The sequence below is a fragment of the Faecalibacterium sp. HTF-F genome (assembly GCF_023347535.1).
Classification (GTDB): Bacteria; Bacillota; Clostridia; order Oscillospirales; family Ruminococcaceae; genus Faecalibacterium; species Faecalibacterium wellingii.
Map to the genome: position 1 here is coordinate 1330687 of NZ_CP094473.1, position 24258 is coordinate 1354944.

26 protein-coding genes and 2 tRNA genes are annotated in these 24258 nt (G+C 56.4%); 19 read left to right on the forward strand and 9 right to left on the reverse strand.

Annotated elements, in window-relative coordinates:
• Window positions 1-8: 8 nt before the first annotated feature.
• Window positions 9-1415, forward strand: a complete 1407-nt coding sequence (locus MTP37_RS06415) for an aminopeptidase (protein WP_249238638.1) — start codon at window positions 9-11, stop codon at window positions 1413-1415.
• 250 nt (window positions 1416-1665) lie between these two features.
• On the opposite strand, the gene MTP37_RS06420 is transcribed toward MTP37_RS06415, so the two are convergent.
• The 3 genes from MTP37_RS06420 to spoIVB all read right to left on the reverse strand — a co-directional run bounded on the left by MTP37_RS06420 (window position 1666) and on the right by spoIVB (window position 4808).
• Window positions 1666-2502 (reverse strand): polysaccharide deacetylase family protein, encoded by an 837-nt coding sequence (locus tag MTP37_RS06420; RefSeq protein WP_249238639.1) that lies wholly within the window; start codon window positions 2500-2502, stop codon window positions 1666-1668.
• A gap of 183 nt (window positions 2503-2685) precedes the next feature.
• Entirely contained in the window at window positions 2686-3444 is a 759-nt protein-coding gene (spo0A, locus tag MTP37_RS06425) for a sporulation transcription factor Spo0A (RefSeq protein ID WP_249238640.1), read from the reverse strand.
• Window positions 3445-3578: 134 nt separating this feature from the next.
• Entirely contained in the window at window positions 3579-4808 is a 1230-nt protein-coding gene (gene spoIVB / locus MTP37_RS06430) for a SpoIVB peptidase (protein WP_249238641.1), read from the reverse strand.
• Window positions 4809-4960: 152 nt separating this feature from the next.
• On the opposite strand from spoIVB, the gene MTP37_RS06435 reads away from it, so the two are divergent.
• A tRNA-Leu gene (locus MTP37_RS06435) sits at window positions 4961-5042 on the forward strand.
• Between the two features lie 71 nt (window positions 5043-5113).
• Here MTP37_RS06435 and MTP37_RS06440 read toward each other — a convergent pair.
• A complete protein-coding gene (locus MTP37_RS06440; RefSeq protein WP_249238642.1) occupies window positions 5114-5440 on the reverse strand; it encodes a sporulation initiation factor Spo0A C-terminal domain-containing protein in 327 nt (108 codons plus the stop codon).
• A gap of 164 nt (window positions 5441-5604) precedes the next feature.
• Complete coding sequence (locus MTP37_RS06445; RefSeq protein ID WP_249238643.1) at window positions 5605-5808, reverse strand: hypothetical protein; 204 nt, start codon at window positions 5806-5808, stop codon at window positions 5605-5607.
• 333 nt (window positions 5809-6141) lie between these two features.
• Here MTP37_RS06445 and MTP37_RS06450 point away from each other — a divergent pair, with 333 nt between their 5' ends.
• Window positions 6142-6387, forward strand: a complete 246-nt coding sequence (locus tag MTP37_RS06450) for a hypothetical protein (RefSeq protein ID WP_249238644.1) — start codon at window positions 6142-6144, stop codon at window positions 6385-6387.
• Here MTP37_RS06450 and MTP37_RS06455 read toward each other — a convergent pair.
• On the reverse strand, window positions 6368-6532 hold the full coding sequence (locus tag MTP37_RS06455; RefSeq protein ID WP_249238645.1) for a hypothetical protein: 165 nt from the start codon (window positions 6530-6532) through the stop codon (window positions 6368-6370). The two genes, MTP37_RS06450 and MTP37_RS06455, sit on opposite strands and share 20 nt — an antisense overlap.
• A 166-nt stretch (window positions 6533-6698) precedes the next feature.
• Here MTP37_RS06455 and MTP37_RS06460 point away from each other — a divergent pair, with 166 nt between their 5' ends.
• The 5 genes from MTP37_RS06460 to MTP37_RS06480 all read left to right on the forward strand — a co-directional run bounded on the left by MTP37_RS06460 (window position 6699) and on the right by MTP37_RS06480 (window position 9482).
• Window positions 6699-7082 carry a helix-turn-helix domain-containing protein gene (locus MTP37_RS06460; protein ID WP_249238646.1) on the forward strand — a complete coding sequence of 128 codons (384 nt, stop codon included), beginning with the start codon at window positions 6699-6701 and terminating at the stop codon, window positions 7080-7082.
• 272 nt (window positions 7083-7354) lie between these two features.
• A complete protein-coding gene (locus tag MTP37_RS06465) occupies window positions 7355-8158 on the forward strand; it encodes a hypothetical protein (protein ID WP_249238647.1) in 804 nt (267 codons plus the stop codon).
• 72 nt (window positions 8159-8230) lie between these two features.
• Window positions 8231-8497, forward strand: coding sequence for a DUF4177 domain-containing protein (locus tag MTP37_RS06470; protein ID WP_249238648.1), 267 nt, complete (start codon window positions 8231-8233; stop codon window positions 8495-8497).
• On the forward strand, window positions 8497-8934 hold the full coding sequence (locus tag MTP37_RS06475) for a virulence RhuM family protein (RefSeq protein WP_249238649.1): 438 nt from the start codon (window positions 8497-8499) through the stop codon (window positions 8932-8934). The genes MTP37_RS06470 and MTP37_RS06475 overlap by 1 nt, the downstream gene beginning before the upstream one ends.
• A gap of 14 nt (window positions 8935-8948) precedes the next feature.
• Complete coding sequence (locus tag MTP37_RS06480) at window positions 8949-9482, forward strand: site-specific integrase (protein WP_249238650.1); 534 nt, start codon at window positions 8949-8951, stop codon at window positions 9480-9482.
• 182 nt (window positions 9483-9664) lie between these two features.
• Here MTP37_RS06480 and MTP37_RS06485 read toward each other — a convergent pair.
• The 3 genes from MTP37_RS06485 to MTP37_RS06495 all read right to left on the reverse strand — a co-directional run bounded on the left by MTP37_RS06485 (window position 9665) and on the right by MTP37_RS06495 (window position 10845).
• A tRNA-Thr gene (locus tag MTP37_RS06485) sits at window positions 9665-9740 on the reverse strand.
• A 154-nt stretch (window positions 9741-9894) separates the two neighbouring features.
• Window positions 9895-10134, reverse strand: coding sequence for a GlsB/YeaQ/YmgE family stress response membrane protein (locus MTP37_RS06490; protein ID WP_249238651.1), 240 nt, complete (start codon window positions 10132-10134; stop codon window positions 9895-9897).
• A gap of 18 nt (window positions 10135-10152) precedes the next feature.
• Complete coding sequence (locus MTP37_RS06495) at window positions 10153-10845, reverse strand: endonuclease III domain-containing protein (RefSeq protein WP_249238652.1); 693 nt, start codon at window positions 10843-10845, stop codon at window positions 10153-10155.
• A 178-nt stretch (window positions 10846-11023) separates the two neighbouring features.
• Between MTP37_RS06495 and MTP37_RS06500 the strand changes: the two genes are divergently transcribed.
• The 11 genes from MTP37_RS06500 (at window position 11024) to MTP37_RS06550 (ending at window position 24226) form a co-directional block, all read left to right on the forward strand.
• Window positions 11024-12298 carry a replication-associated recombination protein A gene (locus MTP37_RS06500; protein ID WP_249238653.1) on the forward strand — a complete coding sequence of 425 codons (1275 nt, stop codon included), beginning with the start codon at window positions 11024-11026 and terminating at the stop codon, window positions 12296-12298.
• A 39-nt stretch (window positions 12299-12337) separates the two neighbouring features.
• Complete coding sequence (locus tag MTP37_RS06505; RefSeq protein ID WP_249238654.1) at window positions 12338-12730, forward strand: Fur family transcriptional regulator; 393 nt, start codon at window positions 12338-12340, stop codon at window positions 12728-12730.
• Between the two features lie 134 nt (window positions 12731-12864).
• Window positions 12865-14244, forward strand: coding sequence for a tRNA (N6-isopentenyl adenosine(37)-C2)-methylthiotransferase MiaB (gene miaB, locus MTP37_RS06510; protein WP_249238655.1), 1380 nt, complete (start codon window positions 12865-12867; stop codon window positions 14242-14244).
• A gap of 52 nt (window positions 14245-14296) precedes the next feature.
• Window positions 14297-14704 (forward strand): YlbF/YmcA family competence regulator, encoded by a 408-nt coding sequence (locus MTP37_RS06515; protein WP_097775655.1) that lies wholly within the window; start codon window positions 14297-14299, stop codon window positions 14702-14704.
• Between the two features lie 219 nt (window positions 14705-14923).
• On the forward strand, window positions 14924-17539 hold the full coding sequence (gene mutS / locus MTP37_RS06520) for a DNA mismatch repair protein MutS (protein WP_249238656.1): 2616 nt from the start codon (window positions 14924-14926) through the stop codon (window positions 17537-17539).
• 35 nt (window positions 17540-17574) lie between these two features.
• Window positions 17575-19734, forward strand: coding sequence for a DNA mismatch repair endonuclease MutL (gene mutL, locus MTP37_RS06525; protein WP_249238657.1), 2160 nt, complete (start codon window positions 17575-17577; stop codon window positions 19732-19734).
• A complete protein-coding gene (miaA, locus tag MTP37_RS06530) occupies window positions 19718-20662 on the forward strand; it encodes a tRNA (adenosine(37)-N6)-dimethylallyltransferase MiaA (protein WP_249238658.1) in 945 nt (314 codons plus the stop codon). The genes mutL and miaA overlap by 17 nt, the downstream gene beginning before the upstream one ends.
• A 5-nt stretch (window positions 20663-20667) precedes the next feature.
• Window positions 20668-21987, forward strand: a complete 1320-nt coding sequence (locus MTP37_RS06535) for an HlyD family efflux transporter periplasmic adaptor subunit (RefSeq protein ID WP_249238659.1) — start codon at window positions 20668-20670, stop codon at window positions 21985-21987.
• 111 nt (window positions 21988-22098) lie between these two features.
• Window positions 22099-22566 carry a cell division protein SepF gene (locus MTP37_RS06540; protein ID WP_249238660.1) on the forward strand — a complete coding sequence of 156 codons (468 nt, stop codon included), beginning with the start codon at window positions 22099-22101 and terminating at the stop codon, window positions 22564-22566.
• Window positions 22550-23377 carry a YlmH family RNA-binding protein gene (locus MTP37_RS06545; protein WP_249238661.1) on the forward strand — a complete coding sequence of 276 codons (828 nt, stop codon included), beginning with the start codon at window positions 22550-22552 and terminating at the stop codon, window positions 23375-23377. The genes MTP37_RS06540 and MTP37_RS06545 overlap by 17 nt, the downstream gene beginning before the upstream one ends.
• Window positions 23378-23392: 15 nt before the next feature.
• The gene (locus MTP37_RS06550) at window positions 23393-24226 is read left to right on the forward strand and encodes a DivIVA domain-containing protein (RefSeq protein WP_396344272.1); all 834 of its coding nucleotides are present in this window, start codon (window positions 23393-23395) and stop codon (window positions 24224-24226) included.
• Window positions 24227-24258: the final 32 nt, after the last annotated feature.

Here is a 24258-nt window from a genome sequence, read left to right on the forward strand (position 1 = left end):
TAAGGAAAATGAGCGAAAAACTTACCGCAAAGCAGGCTGCCGAACAGCTGCTTTATAAGCCAGAGTATGCTGCCGACAAGAACACCGGTGTCAAGAAGGAAGCCGCAGCCTTTGCCGAGGGCTACAAAGCGTTTCTGAACACCGCCAAAACCGAGCGCGAAGCGGCTGCCGTCAGCGAAAAAATGCTGCTGGAAGCCGGCTATGAGAAGTTCGAGCCGAAAAAGACCTATGCCCCCGGCCAGAAGATCTACTTTGTGCAGGAACACAAGGCGGTGGTGGCCGCTACCATCGGCCAGAGATCTTTTGAAGAGGGCTTCCGGCTGGTCATTGCCCACATCGACAGCCCCCGGCTGGACCTGCGCCCGAATCCGCTGTACGAGGCCGACCATTTCAGTTATTTCAAGACCCACTACTACGGCGGCATCCGCAAGTATCAGTGGGGCACCATGCCGCTGGCCATCCACGGCGTGTTCACCCGTGCAGATGGTTCCAGCGTTTCGGTGTGCGTGGGTGAGGATGAGAGCGACCCCGTGTTCTGCATCACCGACCTGCTGCCCCATCTGGGTGCCGAGCAGAACGACCGCAAGCTCAGCGAGGGCATCAAGGCAGAAGAGCTGAACGTCCTCATCGGCTCCGATGCCGTGGAGGACGCCGACATCAAGGAAGCAGTCAAGCTCAACACCCTGATGCTGCTGCACGAAAAGTACGGCATCACCGAGCGGGACTTCACCCGTGCCGAGATCGAGGTGGTGCCCGCCCACAAGGCCCGGGACGTGGGCTTTGACCGCGCCATGGTGGGCGGCTACGGTCACGACGACCGGGTGGACGCCTATCCCGCACTGATGGCAGAGATCGAGACCAAAGACCCGGTGCACACCACTGTCTGCGTGCTGACTGATAAGGAAGAGATCGGCTCCGACGGCGTCACCGGTATGCAGAGCATGTATGTGTTCCACTTCATGCAGCTGCTGTGCCGCGCAGCCGGTCAGGACGATATCCTTGCCTTCCGCAACAGCGTCTGCCTGTCTGCGGACGTGACCGCTGCCTATGACCCGTCCTGGGCAGGTGCCTTTGAAAAGCAGAACGGCACCTATGCCGGACGCGGCGTGGCGTTCTTCAAGTATACCGGTAGCCGCGGCAAGAGCTCTGCCAGCGATGCCAACGCCGAGCTGGTAGGGGACATCACCCGCCTGCTGGACGCCAACGATGTGGCGTGGCAGATCGGCGAGCTGGGCCGTCTGGATCTTGGCGGCGGCGGCACCATTGCCAAGTATGTGGCAAACCGGGGTATTCCCGTGCTGGACATCGGTGTGCCGGTGCTGTCCATGCACTCGCCCTTCGAGGTCATCCACAAGACCGACCTGTACATGGCCTACCGTACCTTCTCGCTGTTCTGCCAGAACGCGGACGAATGATTTGAAAATGGCTCCGTGTGCGCTCGGCCATTCTTAGCGGAAAATCGTTTTAACTTGCAAAAGGGAAGCGTCTGCGGACGCTTCCCTTTTGCTTTTTCACGAAGGAGCCGCAGAGGAAAAATGCAGCTATCCCGGTTAGTCCCTATTCGTGAAAGAGTGTTTGGAGCGGCCCGCAGGCCGCGACAAACACGAATAAAAATAATTTTTCCGCTGAATATGGCCAGAGTGAAACGGAGGCCATTAAAATCGTTTACCCAATCGGCAGCGCTTCGGCCACCGTCAAAAACGCAAAACCCTGATCCGCATACCACCGGATGATGTCGGGCAGCGCCTCGGCGGTGGTGCGGGTGGTGGCGGAATCGTGCATCAGAACGATGCAGTTCGTCTGCTGCCCGGTCTCCCGCACCACATTGCGGTAAATGGTGTCCGCGCTTGGATGCCCGCCTACGGCGTCCTCGGCGCAGACGTTCCAGTCCACCCACTGCCAGCCCTTCTGCTCTACTTCGGCTTTCAACTGCTTCATCAGGCCTTTCCCGCCGTAGCGTCGGCTCACCGTGTTGGTGCTGCCGCCCGGGAACCGCAGATACCGGATGCTTTCTGCGTCCACATAGGGAGCAATGCGCTCCTTCAGCAGTGCAATGTCCGCCCAGTAGGCTTCGCTGCTGCGGTAGATATCGCTGTACTCGTGGGAAGCAGAGTGCAGTGCGATCTGATGCCCGGCGCTGACCGCTTCGGTGAGCAAGGGCAGATACTTTTCGTTGTGGCCGGTAGCCACCACAAAAAAGGTGGCGTGCACCCCTGCAGCGTTCAGGGCATTGAGCACATCCGGCGTGGTTTTGCTGGGGCCGTCATCAAAGGTCAGACAGACCCACTTTTCCGGAAGAACAGGAGCAGCGGGCTCGGCCTGCACCGGAACAGAAATGGCAGGGGAGAGCACCGAGGTGTCCGGTGCCGGGGTCAGATCCTGCGCCTGACATCCGGTGACGACTGGCGGCGCAGCAGATACAAACCCCATGATAAGGGCAAACAACATCATCGCCGCAACTCTGGCCCGCCTGCGCCGGGCAAGGTATTCTGATCGTTTCAAGGGCAAAACCTCCTTTGCCTGCATGGCTTGCTCTTATCAGAATATGAACGGCAGCGGATTCTATGAAAGACAGGAACCCAAAGAAAAAGCCGGTGCGTGCAGCATCGGCTTTTAAGCAGGAAGATTATGGAACAACTTGTGTCAATAAAAACGGTGGAACGCTGAATTGTGCGGAAGCAACACTCACCCCACCCTCTGCCGTTTATCCAGCCGCATCTTGTCAGCTATCATTGCAATGAACTCGCTGTTGGTGGGTTTTCCGCGCAGGTTATGGATGGTGTAGCCGAAGTAGCTGTTGAGGGTGTCCACATCACCCCGGTCCCACGCCACCTCGATGGCGTGGCGGATGGCGCGCTCCACACGGCTGGCGGTAGTGCCGTTTTTCTTGGCGATTTCCGGGTACAGACGCTTGGTCACAGCGTTGATATACTCCGGCTCGTTCATGGTGAGCAGGATGGCATCCCGCAGGAACTGGTAGCCCTTGATATGGGCAGGCACGCCGATCTGGTGCAGGATCTCGGTCACGGTCAGTTCATCGCTGTCCACGCTGGTGTGCAGGATGCGGTTTTCCGTCCCGAGCGCAGCCTTGAGGACCCGGGCGGCAAGCACGGTCTCATCAAAGGGCTTTACAAAATAGTAGGAAAAGCCCTCATCCAGCAGCTCCTGAACCATCTCTTCGCTCTGGAAAGCGCCTGTCACGAAGAAGGAAGTGTGCCGTTCCCCGGCGGCATTGTAGCGCTGCTTGACTGCCAGGGCATCCAGCCCGGGCATAAAGGCATCCAGCAGCACTACCTGCGGACGCACAGCCAGCATTTTCTGCAGCACCTTGTTGCCGTCCTTTTCCACGACGGTCACATCCACACCCTTCTGCTCCAGTGCCTCACGGCAGGCGGCAGTAATTTGTGCACCAGTGTCTGACATCAAAAATCTCACTTTGTCCATGGTTGTTTCCTCCAATGTGTGCAGTTCCCTTAACACCATGGATTTTACCATAATTTTCCAGAACTTTCAACGGCTTATATTGGTAAATTTTGGCAAAGAAAATCGAAATGCGCAAATTTTTTTGCAAATCAGCTTTATGGCTGCGCAGCATCGTCTGTTTTTTCAATGGAATGCGCCTGTTTCAGCATGGTCTGCGCAAAAATGCCGTAGCCGCGTGTCGGGTCATTTACCAGTACGTGGGTCACGGCACCCACCAGCCTGCCGTTCTGCAGGATGGGACTTCCGCTCATGCCCTGCACAATGCCGCCGGTCTTTGCCAGAAGCCTCCGGTCCGTCACATGCAGGATCATGTTGCGGTGCGGGTCGGCATCGTTTACCTTTTCAATGCGGATCTGGTAATGCTGAGGCGCTTCTCCGTCCACTGTGGTCCAGATCTCTGCATCGCCGGGCACGATCTCCTGCGCAAAAGCGATCTCTGCTTCCGGGCCGGAAAATACAGTGCGTGTCCGGCCATAGACCCCGGTCTCGCCGTTGATGCAGATACTGCCCAGCGCATGGGTGCTCAGAAAGCGGCCCTTCAGCTCACCCGGGCTGCCCACAGTGCCGCCGGTACACCCCACGATCTGGCAGGGGACGATCTCGCCGCTGCGCAGCGCAACGCTTTCGCCGGTGTCACTGTCGCTGATGGGATGCCCCAGACCGGCAAACACCTCAGCATCGTTGTCCACAAAGGTCATGGTGCCTACGCCTGCGGAGGAATCACGCACCCACATCCCGGCGCGCCACTGCCCGGCGGTGCTGTCCCATGCGGGCGTGAGCTGAGTCTGGAACTGTTCACCCTCGCGGATATAGATCAGCCGCACCGGGGCGCCTGCTGCGGCTTCCAGTGCATCGTGCACCGCATCGTTGGTCTCGGTCAGAACGCCGTCCATGCGCACCACGCGGTCACCCAGCCGAAGCCCGGCTTTCTTGGCGGGGTTTATGGTGCCTTTGGCCGTGTTCAGATCGGAAAAGCCCACGATGAGTGCGCCTTCTGAGAACATTTTGACTCCGAAAGGTGTGCCGCAGACTGTGACAGCAGGCCGGGTCTCCACAAGGGCGCGCACGGTTTTGATGGGCAGCCAGCCGCCCAGCGACAAAGTGACCTGATAGCTGCCTACAGCCTGCGTGCTGGCTGCATTGCGGGAGCCGGTGCTGCGCAGAGGCTCGATGAAAGAAAAGCGGGGCAGGGAAAGGGACTGCCCGGGCTCCAGCAGGATCTCAGAAGGCAGACTGTGCCAGAGCCATCCCAGCGCAGCCAGAATAGCAACCAGAAGATAAGCTGCCGCAATGCGGAAAAAGCGGCGGAGTTTTGCTCTGCGCATGGGGACCCCCTTCCGGCGTCGCAGAATGATACGACTGCCCGGCGATAGTATGCGCGGGAGCGGGTGAAAATATCAGTGCAGAGATTGACTTTTGTGCATGGAACTGATACTATATTAGAGCAGTTTCTTTAAAGTTGCACAAATACACATTTGCGGGTATGGTGGAATTGGCAGACGCGCAGGATTTAGGTTCCTGTGCCGCAAGGCGTGTGGGTTCGACCCCCACTACCCGCATGAGAGAAAAAGCACGTTGGTTCGTACAGAACCTGCGTGCTTTTTCTTATCATGGTAACACTATTAAATTTTCAGACTGCTCTCACCGCCGCGTTGTACAGCATCTCCAGAAACTGCACCGCGCTGGGCGCACCGGTCAGCGGGTAGCCTGCCAGCTGCTGCACATAGTCGGGGTTTGTGTCCCACGCGGTTCTCGTAGCCCTGCGGATCGCGCTTTGGATCGCCTTAGGGTCACAACATCGCTGATCTGCGATCGGAGTGTAGATCTCTTTCTCCACAGCCTGCAGGCGGTCCTCCTGCTCATAGGTCAGTTCGATACACCGGAGCAGGATGCTGTAGGCGCTCACATTGCGTGTGATGCCCATCGGGCGCAGCAGGTCATTGACTTGAGCGGACAAATCGGAAACGATCATGCAATCATGAAGAACAGCCGGGCACCGTTCAGCAGAACGATCTCAAGCAGCGCGAGGATCATCAGAGTGATAAGAACTGTAGTAACCATAGTGTACCTCCTGAAAAATTGGCAAAAGAAAACCACCGTCCGGGTGGATGGCGGTTAAGATTATTCGATGCCGGGCGGGAGCTTGCCAATCCCTTTCAATGCATCATAGGCACAGCGCGATGCAAGTTGCTCAGGCGGAACATCATTGTCGTATGCTTCACATTCTTCATCATACGAGTGGTCAATCGGATGTTTCAGCAATGTTTCTTGAAGTTCTTTAATTACTTCTGGTGTGAAATAATCACTCATAGAACCGGATGCCATATTTTTTCATCTCCTTGATTGAATCACGAATTATGGATTCGGCTTCCTGAAGCAGTTGTTTGTCGGGCAATTGTTCCCTTGGAATGTCACTCAATGCGTTTACTTTTGTGAAAAGCCGGGAAGAAATAGCCTTGATGGTATTCGAATCATACTCTGACGTTTTCTCAATCGCGTAAATGTGCCCGTTATGACCAACTGCAGTCAGAAGCTTTATAGAATCGTCGTGTGCGAAGTTGTATAAATCGCCCTGCGAAAAAATACTGCAATCAGGATGGGTGTGAATGAAGATATCCTGATGAAGCCTTTTCCATTTATCAGATGGGAAAGTGTGGCATGACCGTCAACTTTGAAACGATGCAATGGCTGACGGACAAAAATATGGTTTTTCGTTATGAAGATGAGGATGCGTTCCGGTATGAGTATGAAGAACCGGAGTACACCTATCAGATCAATGCTGGTGGTCGTGTTGCGCTGGAAGAACAAAAGCATTTCACAAAGACTGAAAGGCGTGCCAACATTGCTCTTGGTTTGTCGGTTTTGAGCCTGCTTGTTGCCATTGCTACAGCCTTAAAAGGTTGATGACGTTGATGAGCAGCGCAATGATGGACAGAGCGAAAGCAATACCGTATTTCAGGTCAAGGCGTGCATAGTATCGCTCGGTTTCCTCCAGCGTCTTCTTGTCAAGCTGCTCCTGTTCTTCCGGCGTGCGGGGAGAGTGATCCATCTTCTTCACCTCCTTTCGCTGAGAGTTCGTTACGATTTGTTGATTACATGACAAGTATAGGCCGTTAAACAACATTTGTCAAGAGCAGGTTTGTTGATTTTTCCAACAAATCATCTTGACGTGCTGATTTGTACCTGCTATAATGATGGCGAAGGAGGTGAACAAAATGACGATAGGCGAACGAATTAAAGAAGTTAGAAAAAATGAAAAGCTGACTCAACAAGAGTTTGCTGACCGGCTGAACCTTAAACGGAACACCGTCGGCAGCTACGAGGTTAATGTTGTTGAACCCAGCGACCGTACTATTAAAGACATCTGCGATAAGTTCGGCGTCCGGGAAGCGTGGCTGCGTACCGGCGAGGGTGAAATGTTTGTGCAGGACACCCAGTCGGAGCAGGTGGCGGCTTTTCTGGCTGAGCTGACCAAGGATGACAGTGACACCTTTAAAAAGCGTTTTGTTGAAATGCTGGCAGGCCTGAGCCCGGCGGACTGGGAGCTGCTGGAGCACATGGCCGAAAAATTGACGCAAAAAAAAGAGGAAAGCCCATAAAGGCTTCCCTCGCGTGGTGGCTGGTTGCTTATCCGATCAGGTGGCTTGCGTACACCCACACAAGCCGCAGCTGGCGGAAATCGGCTTTTTCCAGCAGTTTCAGAATGGCGTTGATGGTTTCTTGTCGTGTCATGTTGCAATCCTCCGATCGGGTTTATGTTCAAGAACATTATACAACAATTTGGAGTTACATACAACAACTTTTGACAACTGAAAAGGCGCGAAAAATCCACAAAAAATGGATTCTTTTCAACAGAAAAGGAGTGTCATGTATGAAAAAAGTAGTTAAAGCACTCGCTGTATCACTGTGTATTGCGGCAACATTCATGTCTGCTACGGTGCCTGCGATGGCTGTTAGCCCGGCAGAGTATACAAGCACAGCCGTTCTGGAACAGTGCAACACAGCAACAGTGGCCGCGGTAGAGAACCTTATCAGTCAGATTGGAACAGTAACAACTGCCCGCCGCCCGGCAATTGTGGCTGCCGTAAATGCCTATAATGAATTGGACGATGCAAGCAAGGCGCAGGTCAGTAACTTTGCGGTTCTGGCTGAAGCCCAGCAGGTGCTGGGACTGAAAGACGCTCTTGCAAAGCTGAAAATCAGTTACGATAAGGTCGAGGACGCAAGAAGCTATGTGTCACCCACGGAAGACCGACTGAGCAATCAAGGCAAAAGCTATATACTGCCCTTCTTTGTAAATGGCAGCACCAATGATCCGTCAATGTTTTTCATGGTCCTGTGTAGCGGCAACAAATATGTGTACTTGGACACGATCACGATTCGCGCAGGCGAGTATAAATACACCTACACGATCGATTGGACGGATGTGGACTGCGGCTATGATGGAAAGCATTACTGGGAACTGACATCTTTTATGGGCGATGATGAAGATATCCAGTGGTTTAAGAATATTTTGAGCGCTGATGAAATCATTATCCGATACAGCGGCGATGGTGGCAGCATCGACCACACAGTCACCCCGGAAGAGCGTCAGGCAATTACGGATGTCTTGAACGCATATGATCTGTTCAAGGCAGCAAGCCCGACTGTGCGCGCAAAGGCTTTGAATAACTGATGTAAACTAAACAAAAACTCCCCCGGCGCGCCAACGCCGGGAGAATCAACAAGAATACAGGAGGACAAAATCATGGGCTTTATGGATACTTTACAGAAAGAATCTTCTTACTCTACTGCATCCGGCAATTCGTACCAGTATGTGGTGCTGCAGGTGACCTTGAAGGAAAAATTCATCGGTACTGGTTCCGGCAACCTGACTGAGCTGGAGAATGTCATCAACGAGCAGGCGGCCAAGGGCTATCGGCTGCATACCATCACCACAGCCAACGGCGGCAGTAAGGGTCTGATGGGTGGTGACCGCATTCAGGCAACCATGGTGTTTGAAAAAGTGAACTGATGGAGAACCAGAACAAGGGCGAGATCATCATGTATCGGACCGAGGACGGTCTGACTGAGATACAGACCACGCTGGTGGATGATACGGTATGGCTGAACAGAGCGCAGATGGCAGAACTGTTTCAGCATGACCGTTCTGTCATTGGAAGGCACATCAAGAACGTATTTGAAGAGGGTGAACTTGACCGAGAAAGGAATGTGCAAAATTTGCACATTCCAAATTCTGACAAATTGGTTGAGTTCTATAGTCTGGATGTTATCATCTCCGTTGGCTACCGTGTCAAGTCTCTTCGCGGCACCCAGTTCCGTATCTGGGCCAATGGTATTCTGAAAGAATATCTGAAGAAGGGCTTTGCCATCTGCAAAAGGCAATTGACATGTCTTTCAAAAAGCGCTGCCTCAAAAAAGGGGGAAAGCGCACGAGTGATAAACCTCTGAGCCGCAAGACCCTTATGACGATCCGCTCAACAGAGATCAGCTTTGTGAAATGGTGCCGCCGGAACAAGTACAGCGCCCTGTTCCCTGAGCTGTCTATCCCGAAGAATGCCCGCATGGGGAAGAAAAATATTTTACAGCCGTCTGCATTGAAAATCCTGTTTGACGTGGACACCCGCCTTTACTATGGCAAGCTGGTCTTTGACGAGTATATCTATGCCTACCGGTTTGCAGTTGCTACAGGTGTACGCCCCGGTGAACTTGTGGGGCTCTGGTACGGCGACATTAAGGGGAACACGGTCAATCTGCGCCGCAGCATCAACCGGATGGATGAAGAAACCACCGGAAAGAATGAAAACGCTATTCGTTCGTTCGACATGGGGAAGAAAGCCTGTGAGGCATACGAAGCGCAGGTGGCCTTGCTGAAGGCTTCCGATATCCCGCTGAACTATACCACCCCTTTGTTCCAGATCCCGAACCAGAGGGCTTTATTCAAGCGCTGGAAGAAGTACCAGATGGTGCGCTTTTTGACGATAGCACATCAATTTTAATTGCTCACCCCCACTACCCGCACTAAAAAAGCACGCTGATACGTTTGTATTGGCGTGCTTTTTCTTTGTACCATTTTGCAGGCAGCGTTGGGTTTTGCGCTGTATTTTTTTTTGAAAACACCAAAATAGAAACAAAAAATCCTACGGACATTGCGTTTTCCAACGCAAATCCGTAGGATTTTTGGAGCTACTGACCTGATTCGAACAGGCGACCTGCTCATTACGAGTGAGCTGCTCTACCAGCTGAGCCACAGTAGCACACAGGCCTGATAACGAAAAATATTTTATCATACTTCCGGAATACTGTCAAGGCCGGATTTTTGCGCCTGCAATGGTGCGAAAGATGCATTTGATAAAATAAAACTGCCCTTCGAGAAAAACTCAAAGAGCAGCCATGGCATAAAGTGAAAAATTACTTGAACAGCTTGCGGCCGATCCAGATGCAGACGCAGGCACCCACAACGGACACGAGGATCTCGCCCACGATGCCAGTAGCACTCAGGCCGATCAGGCCGAACAGGATGCTGCCCACAAAGCCGCCCAGAATGCCCAGCACAATGTTGCGCAGGGTGGAAGTTTCGCTGCCCATGATGCGGCCCGCAATGTAACCGGCCAGTGCACCGACCAGCAGACTGAAGATGAAACCTAACATATCAATACCTCCTGAAATTTATGATCCTGCCGTCTGCGTACCGGATTGCTCCTGCGCATAGCGGCAGATGGCCTTCAAACAACAGTGTTCGCATTCCGGTTTGCGCGCATTGCACACAGCCCGGCCATGCATCACAAAACGATGACACAGATCGCTGCCTTCCTCGGGCGGGATGATCTTCCACAGGGCCATTTCTACTTTCTGCGGCTCCTTGATGCCGTCCACAAGGCCGATCCTGTTGCACAGCCGGATGCAGTGGGTATCTGTCACGATGGCTGGCTTGCCAAACACATCGCCCATGATGAGGTTTGCGCTCTTGCGGCCCACGCCGGGCAGAGCCAGCAGTTCTTCAAAAGTGGCGGGGACCTGACAATCGTATTTGTCCCGCAGCATCCGCATACAGGCAGAGATATCCCGCGCTTTGGAGTGCCCAAGGCCGCAGGGCTTCACAATGGCTTCGATGTCCTCCGGTTCTGCGGCAGCCAGTGCGGCTACACTGGGGTACTTGGCGAACAGGTCCTCGACCACGATATTCACGCGGGCATCCGTACACTGCGCGGCCAGCCGGACACTGACAAGCAGCTGCCATGCATGGGCGTAGTCCAAGGTGCATCCGGCATCCGGATACTCTTTTTTCAGACGGTCAATGACCTCCAATGCCAGAGCCTTCCTGGCGGTAAGATCCTCCGGCACTTTTTGGCGAACAGACATTGTTCCACCTCCTTTGACAAAAAGCTAAGATGATAATACCATGTTTTGCATTTTTTGTAAACTGCAGCCGGGCATTATCTGAGAATGATTTTCAGATAAAGTATTGCTCTCGCCGCATAAATGCGATATACTATAGAAAATACCGGGTTCTTTGCCCGGTATGGGAGGAGGGAACACGATGAACGAACCATTGGCGCAGCGCCTGCGGCCCAAAACTCTGGCAGACGTCTGCGGCCAGCAGCATCTGCTGGCACCGGACAGGGTGTTCCGCCGTACCATCGAGAGCGGGCGTATCCCCAATATGATCTTCTATGGCCCATCCGGCACGGGCAAGACCACCGTGGCCCGCATCATTGCAGAAAACAGCGGTATGACGCTGCACAAGCTGAACGGCACATCCTGCGGCACAGGGGACATCAAGGCGGTGCTCAAGGACATCGGTACGCTGGCGGGAGCGGGCGGCATCCTGCTGTATCTGGACGAGATCCAGTATCTGAACAAAAAGCAGCAGCAGAGCCTGCTGGAATGCATTGAGGACGGCTCGGTGACGCTGATTGCATCCACCACCGAAAATCCGTACTTCTACATTTATAATGCGCTGCTGTCCCGGTGCACGGTATTCGAGTTCAAGGCCCTGTCTGCAGCGGATGTGGAGCGCGGCCTGCACAATGCGGTGCAGAAGCTCTCGGGAGATGGGGAACCGGAGCTTGATATGGACGAGGATGCCTGTGCCTACCTTGCAGAGAGCGCAGGCGGCGATCTGCGCAAAGCACTGGGCTGTCTGGATTTTGCGGTAACGGCGGCACCCATCGAGGACGGAAAAAAGCATATCACGCTGGAGATGATCCGGCAGGTCACCCGCCGCACAGCCATGCGCTACGACCGGGAGGGCGACGACCACTATGATATCGTGTCAGCCTACCAGAAGTCCATGCGGGGCTCCGACCCGGATGCGGCTTTGCACTATCTGGCCCGTCTGCTGGAAGCAGGTGACCTGCCTTCGGCCTGCCGCCGTCTGATGGTGTGCGCCTGTGAGGATGTGGGCCTTGCCTACCCGCAGATCATCCCCATCGTGAAGGCAGCGGTGGATGCCGCCAATATGGTGGGCCTGCCGGAGGCGCGGCTTCCGCTGGCAGACGCCGTTGTTCTGGTGGCCACCAGTCCCAAATCCAACAGTGCTTACGATGCCATCAATGCAGCCATTGCGGATGTGCAGGCGGGCCGCACCGGGCCGATCCCGCGCCAGCTGCAGAACAAACACTATGATGGTGAGGATGCACTGGTGAAGGGCCAGAATTACAAATACGCCCACGACTACGATCATCACTGGGTGGAACAGCAATACCTGCCGGATGCAATCAAAGACGTGAAATACTACACCTTTGGCGACAACAAAAACGAGCAGGCTGCCCGGGCCTACTGGGCAAAGATCAAGGGCGAAGAGAACGTCTGAACAAGACCTTTTGTATGAGGAGAAAGCAAAGGAGAAGTTATGCGATATTCCAAACAGCGCGAGCTGGTCATGCAGACCGTACAGGCCTTGTGCGACCACCCCACCGCCGAGGAAATTTATGATGCTGCGGTCAAGGAGTGCCCGGGCCTGAGCCTTGGTACCGTGTACCGCAACCTGAACAGTCTTGTGGATGCGGGCCGGGTGCGCCGGGTCTCCATCCCGGGCAAGGCAGACCGCTTTGACCACACGCTGCCCTGGCACAGCCACCTGTACTGCACGGTATGCGGCAGCGTGACCGACGCCGAGGTGGACGAAGAACAGGTGATGAAGCTGGTCAGGAACCAGAAGGGCTGCGTGCAGGACTGCGCTGTGGTGCTCATTGGCGTGTGCGAAGCCTGCTGTGAGGCACAGATGCAGGAAAATATGCAGTGACCTTTGGGAAAATTGCGCACTACCCCTTGCCCGAAACGCGCAAAGAGCGTATACTAAAGAGAGCTTTCTGCAAAGGCAGAAAAAAGAGTTTCGCCGTGCGGGGAGAAGCTTCCCGGCGGAGAAGGATGGTTTGATTGGAATACATTAGTTTTGAACATAATAACATCGCCGCTGAGCTGGTAAAGCAGGCCTATGATACGCCGCCGCTGGCCTTTGTGCACAGCTATGGCTGTCAGCAGAACATGAACGACGGCGAGCGGATCAAGGGCGTGCTGATGGACATCGGCTATGGCCTGTGCGATAAGCCCGAGGACGCCGACCTGATCCTCTTCAACACCTGCGCCGTGCGTGAGCATGCCGAGCAGCGTGTGTTCGGCAACGTAGGTGCCCTGAAGGGACTCAAGGAAAAAAAGCATGACCTCATCATCGGGCTGTGCGGCTGCATGGCGAACCAGAAGCATGTGGTGGAAAAGCTGCGCAAGAGTTACCCCTATGTAGACCTTGTGTTTGGCGTGGATGGCATCGACACCCTGCCGCAGCTCATTGCCCAGAAGCTGCAGAAGCATAAGCGTGTGCTGATGGAGCCTGCCCAGCGCCCGGTCATCGTGGAGAATATCCCCATCCGGCGTGAGAGCGAGTTCCGCGCATGGCTGCCCATCATGTACGGCTGCGACAACTTCTGCACCTACTGCATCGTGCCCTATGTGCGCGGCCGTGAAAAGAGCCGCAAGCCCGGCGATATCCTTGCCGAGTTCCGCGGTCTTGTGGAGGCAGGCTATAAGGAGATCACATTGCTGGGACAGAACGTCAACAGCTACGGCAAGGGTCTGGAAGAAAAGGTGGACTTTTCCGATCTGCTCAACCTGCTGTGCACGGTGCCCGGCGATTACCACATCCGCTTTATGACCAGCCACCCCAAGGATGCCAGCCACAAGCTGATCGACACCATTGCCGCCCAGCCGAAGCTGTGCAGGCACCTGCATCTGCCGGTGCAGTGCGGCTCGGATGAACTGCTGAAGAAGATGAACCGCCACTACACCGTGGAACAGTATCTTGAACTCATTGAATACGCCCGCAAAACGGTGCCCGGCATCACCTTTTCCAGCGACATCATCGTTGGCTTCCCCGGCGAGACCGAGGAGGATTTTGTCAAGACGCTGGAGCTGGTGCAGAAGGTGGGCTATATGCAGCTGTTCACCTTTATCTATTCCAGGCGCACCGGCACCAAGGCTGCCGAAATGCCCGATCCCACCCCCCGCAAGGAAAAGACCGACCGCATGACCCGCCTGCTCAAGCTGCAGGACGAGATCGCCATGTCGCTGGTCAAGGCGCAGGTGGGCCAGACCGTGAAGGTGCTGGTAGAGGGCTTTGGACGCAGCGAGGGAAGCCTTTCCGGCCGGCTGGATAACAACCTGACCGTAGAATTTGCCGCAGATGCTTCCCTGATGGGCAGCTATGCCAACGTACATCTCACGGGCGCACGGGCGACTGTGCTGCTGGGTGAGCTTGCCTGAGTGATTCCGGGGCAGTGCCCCTGAACGTATAAATAAGAAGGAGACCATTCAAATGGATTGCATTGATCTTTTCAAGCGCGCAGCCGTTGCGCTGCAGACCGATAGCCGCTACCTCGTTCTGGATCAGACCCGGAAGGCAAACGATAAGGACGAAGAGCTGCAGAACCTGATCGGCGAGTTCAACCTCGCCCGCATGGATCTGAACAACGAGATCGGCAAGAGCGAGCGCAACGATGCCCGCATCGCCGAGCTGAACGAGAAGGTGAACAGCCTGTACGGCCAGATCATGGGCAACGAAGGCATGGTGGCTTACAACGAGGCCAAGCGTGACTGCGAGAACCTTGTGAACTATATTGATGCCATCATCAACACTGCCATGAATGGCGGCGACCCCATGACGGTACAGGAGCCTTCTGCTTCCTGCACCGGCAGCTGTTCCACCTGCGGCGGCTGCCACTGAGAAGTTCATTTCATAACGCATGAAAACCGGTGTGCCGGTGCTTCTTTCCGGCAAAACAGCCGCAGCCTGATTTTTGGCAGGCTGGCGAGAGATGTGGGATGAAAACGACTTTCGAGCCAAAAACTTCGACAGAACGCGGCTGTGCAAAACAGACCGCGTTTTGTTTGCCGCAGCGGTTACAAGCCGCAAACTATGCACAGAACGGGAGAGGGAAATAACATGGCAGAGCTGTCGCCCATGATGCAGCAATATCTTGAGATCAAAAAACAGCATAAAGACGAAATTCTCTTTTACCGCATCGGTGACTTTTACGAGATGTTCTACGATGATGCCCTCACGGCATCCAAAGAGCTGGATCTGACTCTGACCGGCAAGCAGTGCGGTCAGGCCGAGCGTGCGCCCATGTGCGGTGTGCCCTTCCACAGCTACGAAGGCTATGTGGCCCGGCTGATCGCCAAGGGCTACAAGGTGGCCATCTGTGAGCAGGTGGAAGACCCGGCCAAAGCCAAGGGACTTGTCAAGCGGGACATCATTCGTGTGGTCACGCCCGGCACGGTCATTGAGAGCAGCATGCTGCAGGACGACCGCAATAACTACATTGCCAGCATCTTCCTCAAGGGGAAAAAAGCCGGTCTGTGCTTTGCAGATGTCTCCACCGGCACGGCGCATATCACCGAGCTGAACGCGGATAAAACGGCACCGGCTGTGATCACGGAGCTGTGCCGCTATCATCCCAGCGAAGTCCTGATGAATCCGGGCCTTCTGGACTGCCGCGAGGTGACGGCGTACATCAAAAAGAACATGACCTGTTCGGTGGAGCTGATCGAAGAGGAACGCTATGCACCGGGCCTTGTGGCGGCATCACTGGAAAATCAGTTTGGCCGCGACTGGACGCAGACCACCGGCGTTGCCGCCGACGGCCTTGTGCGCTTTGCCATGGCAGCGCTTCTGGAATACCTCCACGATACCCAAATCAAGGGCGTCGAGCGTCTGAAAACGGTCATCAGCTACAACAAGGCGCAGTTCATGCGGCTCTCGCCGGTGACACGCGCCAATCTGGAGCTGACCGAGACCCTGCGCGGCCGCGAAAAGCGGGGAACACTGCTCTGGGTGCTGGATAAGACCAGCACCTCCATGGGCAAGCGTATGCTGCGCAGCTGGATCGAACAGCCGCTTGTTTCCAGCGCACTCATCAACCACCGCCTGAACGCTGTGGAAAGTCTGGTAAAGCAGACCATGGCCCGGGGCGATCTTGTGGAAGAGCTGCACTACATTGCGGACATGGAACGCCTGATGACCCGGACGGTCTATGGCTCGGCCACACCCAAGGAGATCTATACGCTGGCCCAGACCTGCGACCGTCTGCCCGGCCTGCGCAGGCAGGCTGAAGCCTGCAGCTGCCCGGAGCTTTCCGGGCTGGCAGCACAGATCGACCCGTTGGAGGATATCAAGGCCCGCATCTATGCGGCGGTGGACCCGGAAGCACCTTCCACCCTCAAGGATGGCGGTGTCATTGCCAAAGGCTACCATGCCGAGGTGGACGAGTTGCGCTCCATCCGCGACAACACCAAGGGCGTTCTGGCGCAGCTGGAAGCCCGTCTGCGGCAGGAGACCGGCATCCCCAAGCTGAAGATCGGCTATAACCATGTGTTTGGCTACTATATCGAGGTCAGCAATTCCTACAAGGCACAGGTGCCGGAGACCTACATCCGCAAGCAGACCCTGACCAGCGGCGAGCGCTACATCACGCAGGAGCTCAAGGAGCTGGAAAGCAAGATCTTAGGTGCGCACGAGCGGCTGATCACGCTGGAACACCGCCTGTTCAGTGAATTGCTGGAAAGCATCAGCGCTCAGCTGGACCGCATCCAGCGCACGGCAAACGCGGTTGCAGAGCTGGATGTTCTCACTGCACTGGCGCAGGCGGCGGCAGAAAACAACTATTGCCGCCCCGTTGTGGACGACAGTGACGAGCTGACCATCACGGAGGGCCGCCACCCTGTGGTAGAGCAGATGCTCAAGGGCAGCCTGTTTGTGCCCAACGACACCACCCTCAACTGCACCACCGACCGCTGCCTGATCATCACCGGCCCCAACATGGCGGGTAAATCTACGTATATGCGTCAGAATGCACTGATCGCTCTGATGGCGCAGATCGGCTCCTTCGTGCCGGCATCCAGCTGCCATGTGGGCGTGGTGGACGCCATCTTCACCCGCATCGGTGCGTCGGACGATCTGTCTGCCGGTCAGTCCACCTTTATGGTGGAGATGACCGAGGTGGCAGAGATCCTGAAAAATGCCACCGCCAGAAGCCTTGTGGTGCTGGATGAGATCGGCCGCGGCACCTCCACCTTTGACGGCATGAGCATCGCCCGTGCAGTGGTGGAGCATATTTCGGACCCGGCCAAGGGGCTTGGCTGCAAGACCCTGTTTGCCACCCACTACCACGAGCTGACCGAGCTGGAAGGCAGCGTGGACGGCGTGAAAAACTACAATATTGCAGTGAAAAAACGCGGCGAGGACATCACCTTCCTGCGCCGCATCGTGCGCGGCCCCGCGGATGACAGCTACGGCATTGAGGTGGCAAAGCTGGCAGGCCTGCCCGGCAGCGTGACCCGCCGCGCCCACGAGGTGCTGCGTGCGCTGGAAGCTGCCGCTCCCAAAAACAAGGTGGAGCAGATGGATTTTGACGCATTGCAGGAGTACAACTCTCCGGCGGTTCCCAGTGAGATGATGGAGAAGCTGGAAGCACTGGATGTGGAAACGCTGACCCCCATTGAAGCACTGAACTTCCTCTACGAGCTGAAAAAGACCCTGAAGGGCAGCCTGAACAGCTGATAGCCTGCCCGAAAAAACCATAAGGAGGGAACACCATGGCAGTGATCCATGTTCTGGATAAGCACACCGCCGAGCTGATTGCCGCTGGCGAGGTGGTCGAGCGGCCTGCGTCAGTGGTCAAGGAGCTGCTGGAAAACTCCATCGATGCCGGAGCTGCGCAGGTGACGGTCAGCATTGAATCCGGCGGCGTCAAGCTGATCGAGATCAGCGACAACGGCACCGGCATTGAGGCGGAATACATTTCCACGGCGTTTATCCGCCATGCCACCAGCAAGATCGAAAAGCCGGATGACCTGAACAGCATCCACACGCTGGGCTTCCGCGGCGAAGCACTGGCATCCATTGCCAGCGTGGCGCGTGTGGAGCTGACCACCCGCACCGAAGCAGACGAGTTTGCCACCGTCTACCGCATCGAGGGCGGGGAAGAGATCTCCCGGGAGCCGGGTGCCCGTGCGGTGGGCACTACCATCCGGGTGAAGGACCTGTTCTACAACACCCCCGCCCGCATGAAGTTCCTCAAAAAGGACTCTTCCGAGGGTACCTTTGTGGCGGATACGATCGCCCATGTGGCCCTCAGCCACCCGGAGGTCAGTGTCAAATTCATCCGGGAGGGCAAGCTGCAGTATGTCACCCCCGGCGACGGTCAGCTGCGCAGCGCGGCCTATGCAGTTCTGGGCCGGGAGTTCAGCCGGGACCTCATCGAGCTGAAAAATCAGGAGGGTGTGTACCGCATCACCGGCCTGATCACCCCGCCCAAAAGCTGCCGCGCCAGCCGGAGCATGCAGCATTTTTACATCAATGGCCGCTACGTGCGCAACCGTACCATGATGGCTGGCATGGAGATGGCCTTCAAGGGCACCATGATGCAGGGCAAGTTCCCGGGCGGCATCCTTCTGCTGGAAATGCCGGCAGACCTTGTGGATGTCAACGTCCATCCGGCAAAGGTGGAAGTGCGTTTTGCCCGGGAAAATGATATTTTTGATGTGGTCTACCACGCTGTCAAGCTGGCACTGGCTCAGCCCGGCACCGGCGAACGGCTTTTCACCTTTGATGCAGATGAAAAGGTCGAAAATGAAAAAACAGTCGATAAAAAGATTGAAAATGATGTAAAGCATGACAACTTTGCAGGACTTTCTGCCATTATTCCCGGGCAGGCGGACCCGGGTACCCTGCCGCAGCAGCGCCGGGAACCGGCAAAAACGGAGGAACGGCCCGCTCTGCGGCCGGAGCCGGTAGGGAAAGCCGCGCCGACCGCTGTGCCCCGCTGGCAGAGCGGCACGCAGAATGCTCCCATGCTGGACCCCTTCGTGACGCTGCACAGTCCGGAAGCGGAAAACCCCCGGACGGCAGAACCTTTCCGTGCTGCAGCCAGCGAGGCACAGCTGGACGTAGAGCCGGAACTGGCTGGACAAGAGAATGCAAAAATCCATGCGGCGCAGGATCACATGGCGGCATGGGATGCAGTGCCTGCGGTACAGGAAAACAAGTCGGTGCCTTCCGCGCCGGAGAGCCCGGATGGACCGGTAGAGAAAAAGTGTGCCGCTGCTGCATGTCCGGCAGAAGAACTGTCGGCGGAAGCAGCAGAGCCGGAGCAGCTGAACTTTGACCCGACAGCCGGTCAGCCGGAGCCTCTGCACTATGTGGGTGAGGTGTTCAAGACCTACATCCTTGCAGAGCGCGGGGACGAGCTGTGCCTGATCGATAAGCATGCTGCCCATGAACGCCAGCTCTATGAGAAGCTGGCGGCCAGCTATGGCAATGTGCCCGGTCAGCTGCTGCTGGAGCCTGCTGCCATCGATCTGTCGGCAGAGGAAAAGCAGGCGCTGCTGGACAACATTCCGCTGCTGGAAAATGCAGGACTGGAAATTGCAGATTTTGGCGGGAACACGGTCGTGCTGCGGGCGGTGCCTGCAGATGTGGAGCCGCAGAATGCAGAAAGTCTGCTGGTGGAGATCGCAAATAAGCTGCTCAAGGGCGGCCATGATGCGCTGAATGAGCATACCGAGTGGGTGCTGCATTCCATCTCCTGCCGTGCAGCCATCAAAGCGGGGGATAAGTCCTCGCCGCAGGAGCTGCTGGCGCTGGCCGAAAAGATCCTTTCCGGCGAGGTGCCGCCCTTCTGCCCGCACGGACGCCCCTGCGTACTGAAATTGACCCGAAAGGAGCTGGAAAAGCAGTTTGGACGCATCGTGTAAACATCCGGTCGTAGCCGTTGTGGGCCCCACTGCCACAGGCAAAACCGCTCTTGGCGTGGCGCTGGCAAGGCGCTTTTCCGGCGAGGTCATCAGCTGCGATTCCATGCAGATCTATCAGGGGCTGGACGTCGGTACCGCAAAGGTGACGCCGGAGGAGACCTGCGGCATCCCGCACCACGGCGTGGACATCCTGCCGCCGGACAAAACTTTCAGTGTGGCAGATTTTACGGCTATGGCCGCAGCGCTGGAACAGGAAATCACGGCACGGGGAAATCTGCCTATCCTCGTGGGCGGCACGGGCCTGTATGTCCAGAGCTTTCTATACGGGGTGCGCTTTGCCGAGGAGAAATCGCCTGCCGGCCTGCGGGAGCAGCTGGCGGCGGAGCTTGCCGAAAAAGGCGGCGCGGCCATGTACGAAGAGCTGCGCCGGGCCGACCCGGAGGCCGCAGCGGCCATCCACCCGAACAATCAGGTACGCGTGCTGCGCGCACTGGAACATTACCGCGCTACGGGCAGACGTCTCAGCGAACAGAAGGCAGACTCCCTTCCGCAGGAACGGCCCTACCGCAGCCTGATCCTGGGACTGGATTTCCCGGACCGTGCGGCCCTTTACCGCCGCATCGATCTGCGGGTGGACAAGATGCTGGAAGCGGGCCTTCTGGCAGAGGCAGAGTACGTCTGGCGCAGCCGCGAACGCTTCCGCACGGCGGCGCAGGCCATTGGCTATAAGGAATTCTTCCCGTATTTTGAAGGTACGGCTCCGCTGGAAGCCTGTACAGATAAACTCAAGCAGGCGTCCCGCAACTATGCCAAGCGCCAGCTGACATGGTTCCGCCATATGGACGGTGTGGTCTGGCTGGATGCCGGTGCACCGGATGCGGCAGAGACTGCCATCCATCAAGTGAGTGAATTTTTATCGAAGGGGTGATCGATATGCCGGACGAGACCCGGAAGGAGGGCCGTGCAGCGCATGGATTTGCCACGCTGGCAGGGGTGCTGATCGCATTTCTGCTGCTGGCTGCAGGGTATGTGCTCTATCAGGCCATGCACGTCCTGTTCCCGCAGAATGTCTATGAAACGGCACTGCCTGCGGTCATTTCGGATACCGTGGATGCAGACGGCGTGCTGCTGTTTGACGAAAGCTATGTGGCAGGCAGTGGAAACCTTGGATATCTTGCGGCGGACGGTGAGCGCGTTTCCGCAGGCACTGCGGTGGCAGAGATCTACAGCGATGCATCGCAGGCCACGCTGCGCCAGCAGCTGACCCAGCTGAATGACCAGATCGATCTGCTGCAGAGATCCCAGAACACGGCAGCCCTGCAGCTGGACAGCCTTTTAAAAGAACGCGCTGGCGCACTGTATGATCTGCTGGATACACTGGATGACGGCGACTACGAGGCAGTGGATGATGACTCCAATGCCTATCAGCTTGCACAGAACAAGCTCTGGGTCGTCACCGGTGATGCTGCAAACTTTACCGATCAGATCACGGCTCTGGTCCAGCAGGCCCAGAGCGTGCAGGCCCAGCTGGGCAGTCCCACCCAGATCGCTGCGCCGCAGACCGGTTACTTTGTACGGGCTTCCGGCAGCGGCAGGCTCAATGCCGGCGCGGACGACATCCTTGCGTTAAGTGCGCAGGAGCTGCAGGGCTATCTGGATTCCGACCCGGTGATCGCACTGGATGGCTGCGCCGGTAAGATCGTAGCCGGTTTTACATGGCGCTATGTGGGCGTGTGCAGCGCAAAGCAGGGAGAAAAGCTGCTGGGTCAGGACGGCAAGCCGCTGCGCTCTGCGGTGGAGATCAGCTTTCCGGGACGGATGGAAAACGGCCTGAAGGCGACCGTTACCGAAGTGAGCATTGATGCGGACAGCGGCCTTGCACGCTTTGTGCTCACCTGCAACTCCATCAACGGGGATGTGCTGTGCCTGAACCGGGCTGCCGCACGGATCTCGGTAGGGGAGCACAGCGGCCTGCGGGTGCCTGCAGCAGCGGTGCACTATCTGAAGGAGGACGGGACCGAGGCCGAGACCGAGACACAGGGCGAGAACTATGTTCCCGGCGTTTACGTCAAGCTTGGCAACATCGCACGCTTCTGCCGGATCGACCCGGTGGATGCAGACCATCCGCTGATCACAGACGGCGATTACATCCTTGTTTTGCCCGAAGGGACCGAGGGTTCGGTCAGCAAGGTGAGGCTTTATGACGAAATAATCGTCTCCGGACAAAATTTGTATGACGGAAAGCTTTTGTAGTTATTGACATCTGAGGCAAAAAATCCGATAATAGATAAAGCTATTATCTGCATTCTTTATGCAGAGAACGCCAGGCAGCACCAAGCTGCCGGAATGAAAGGAGCAGATTGTATGTCTTTTCTTGACAGCATCAAGAAGGGTCTGTTTGACCAGGAAGACGATTATGAGGACCAGTACATCGACGATGGTCCCCAGATGGTGAACAATAACAACGGCGTCGGTCTCGGTGCGGACGACGAAGCTGAGGAACATACCGAGGGCACCAACAAGAAGAACGGCAAGGTGGTCAACATCAATGCCACCACTCAGCTCAAGGTGGTGCTGGTAAAGCCGGAACGCTTTGAGGATGCAAGCACCATTGCCGACCATCTGAACAACAAGCGCACGGTCGTGCTCAATCTGGAGTCTACCAACAAGGAAGTCTCCCGCCGTCTGGTGGACTTTTTGTCCGGTGTTGCCTATGCCAACAACGGCCAGATCAAGCGGGTGGCCAACAGCACCTTTATCATCACACCATATAATGTAGACATCATGGGCGATCTGCTGGACGAGCTGGAGAACAATGGCGCGTTCTATTGATCTGCATGATCCACAGCCCAAAGCCGTGCGCGGGTTCATTCCCGCACGAACGGATGAAGAACGCTATCTCATGCGGCATATCGAGGATCTGGCCCGCACGGCCTTTTCCCGGGAGATTGCACGGTACTCTGGTTTTCTGAGCGACCGTGAGCAGGATCTTGCCCGTGCAGCGCTGGGGCGTGCGGACATAGAGGAAGGCTTCCGCTTTGAGGGCGGCTGGCCGCAGGCGGAACGCCGGATTCTCTGTCTGGAGCCCGAGTACAGCTATGGGGAAAACCCCATCCGCTGCGTGCGGCTGCAATGCCGGGCTCTGCCCGGGGCCGCGCTGCCCGCGCACAAGGACTATCTGGGCAGCCTGATGGGTCTGGAGCTGAAGCGCGAAGCGCTGGGAGACATCGTTCTGCCGGAGGATCAGCCGGGCACAGCTTATGTGTTTGCGCTGGAACCGGCAGCACAGCTCATCTGCCGGGAGCTGTTTCAGGCCGGGCACACCGAGCTGACCACTGAGCTGCTGGAACCGGACGAGATACCGTCCTTCCCGCAGGCCCGGCGCGAGCTGCGCAGCGCTACCGTGTCGTCTCTGCGGCTGGACGCTGTGCTTGCGGCCATGCTGCGGTGCAGCCGGGGGCAGGCATGTGAGCTGATCGCGGCCGGCAGGGTGGAGATCAACCATCTGCCTGCCGAAAAACCCCATGCGCCGGTGTATGAGGGTGATGTTTTTACCGTGCGGGGCAAGGGCCGCTTTGGCCTGACGGCACTGCCCGGAAAAAGCAAAAAAGACCGGTCGATCATCGAATTTTTTCAATATTAAAAGCAACGGGAGGAAATGACTATGCTGACTCCGCAGGATGTCCGTTCTGTGCAATTTGAAAAAAACCTCCGCGGCTACCGCACAGAGGACGTGGATCGTTTTCTGGACAAGGTGGAAGAACAGCTGCAGGAGGACGATGCACAGGCGGAACAGCTTCGCAAGCAGATTGCGGATCTGACTGCTGAAAACCAGAAGCTGCACGAGGAGCTGAAGAGCTTTGAGGCAGACGGTGAAATGCTCAAGAGTGCATTGATCAACGCTCAGCGCATGGGTGAGAATGTCATCCGTGAAGCAAACCAGAAGGCGGAAGAGATCATCCATCGTGCAAATCTGCGCGGTGATGATATCATCCGCGATGCCAACGAACTGCTGCAGAAGGCCAACGACCGTGCAGATGAGATTGAGAACGAGGCAAACGAGAAGCGCCTTGCAGAAGAGCGCGAGTATGATCGTGTGCGTCTGGAAGTGACCCGCTTCAAGTCCGATGTTCTCAATCTGTACCGCAGCCATGTGGAGTCGCTGAGCCGTCTGCCGGAGTTCCAGAAGGAAACGGCTGCACAGGATGCCGAACAGGCAGAGCCTGCTGCAGAGGAAAGTGAGCCTGCCGCTGCAGCCCAGCCGCAGGCCGCAGATGTGCAGCCTGAGGCAGAGCCTGTTCCGGTTGCAGAAGAAGATGCAGAACCTGCCGCCTCTGCTGAAGATGACAGCGAGACGGCTGACAGCAGCGAGGATTTCTGGGCAAAGGACGAAAGCCAGCTCAAGCTGGACCCTCCGCCCGCGCCTCCTGCTGATTTTAAGCCCGACGAACCGGACTACGATGCTTTTCAGGGCGTCAAGTTCAGCGAGTAAGGCGACCCCATAAGGAAATATAGAGGAGAGTG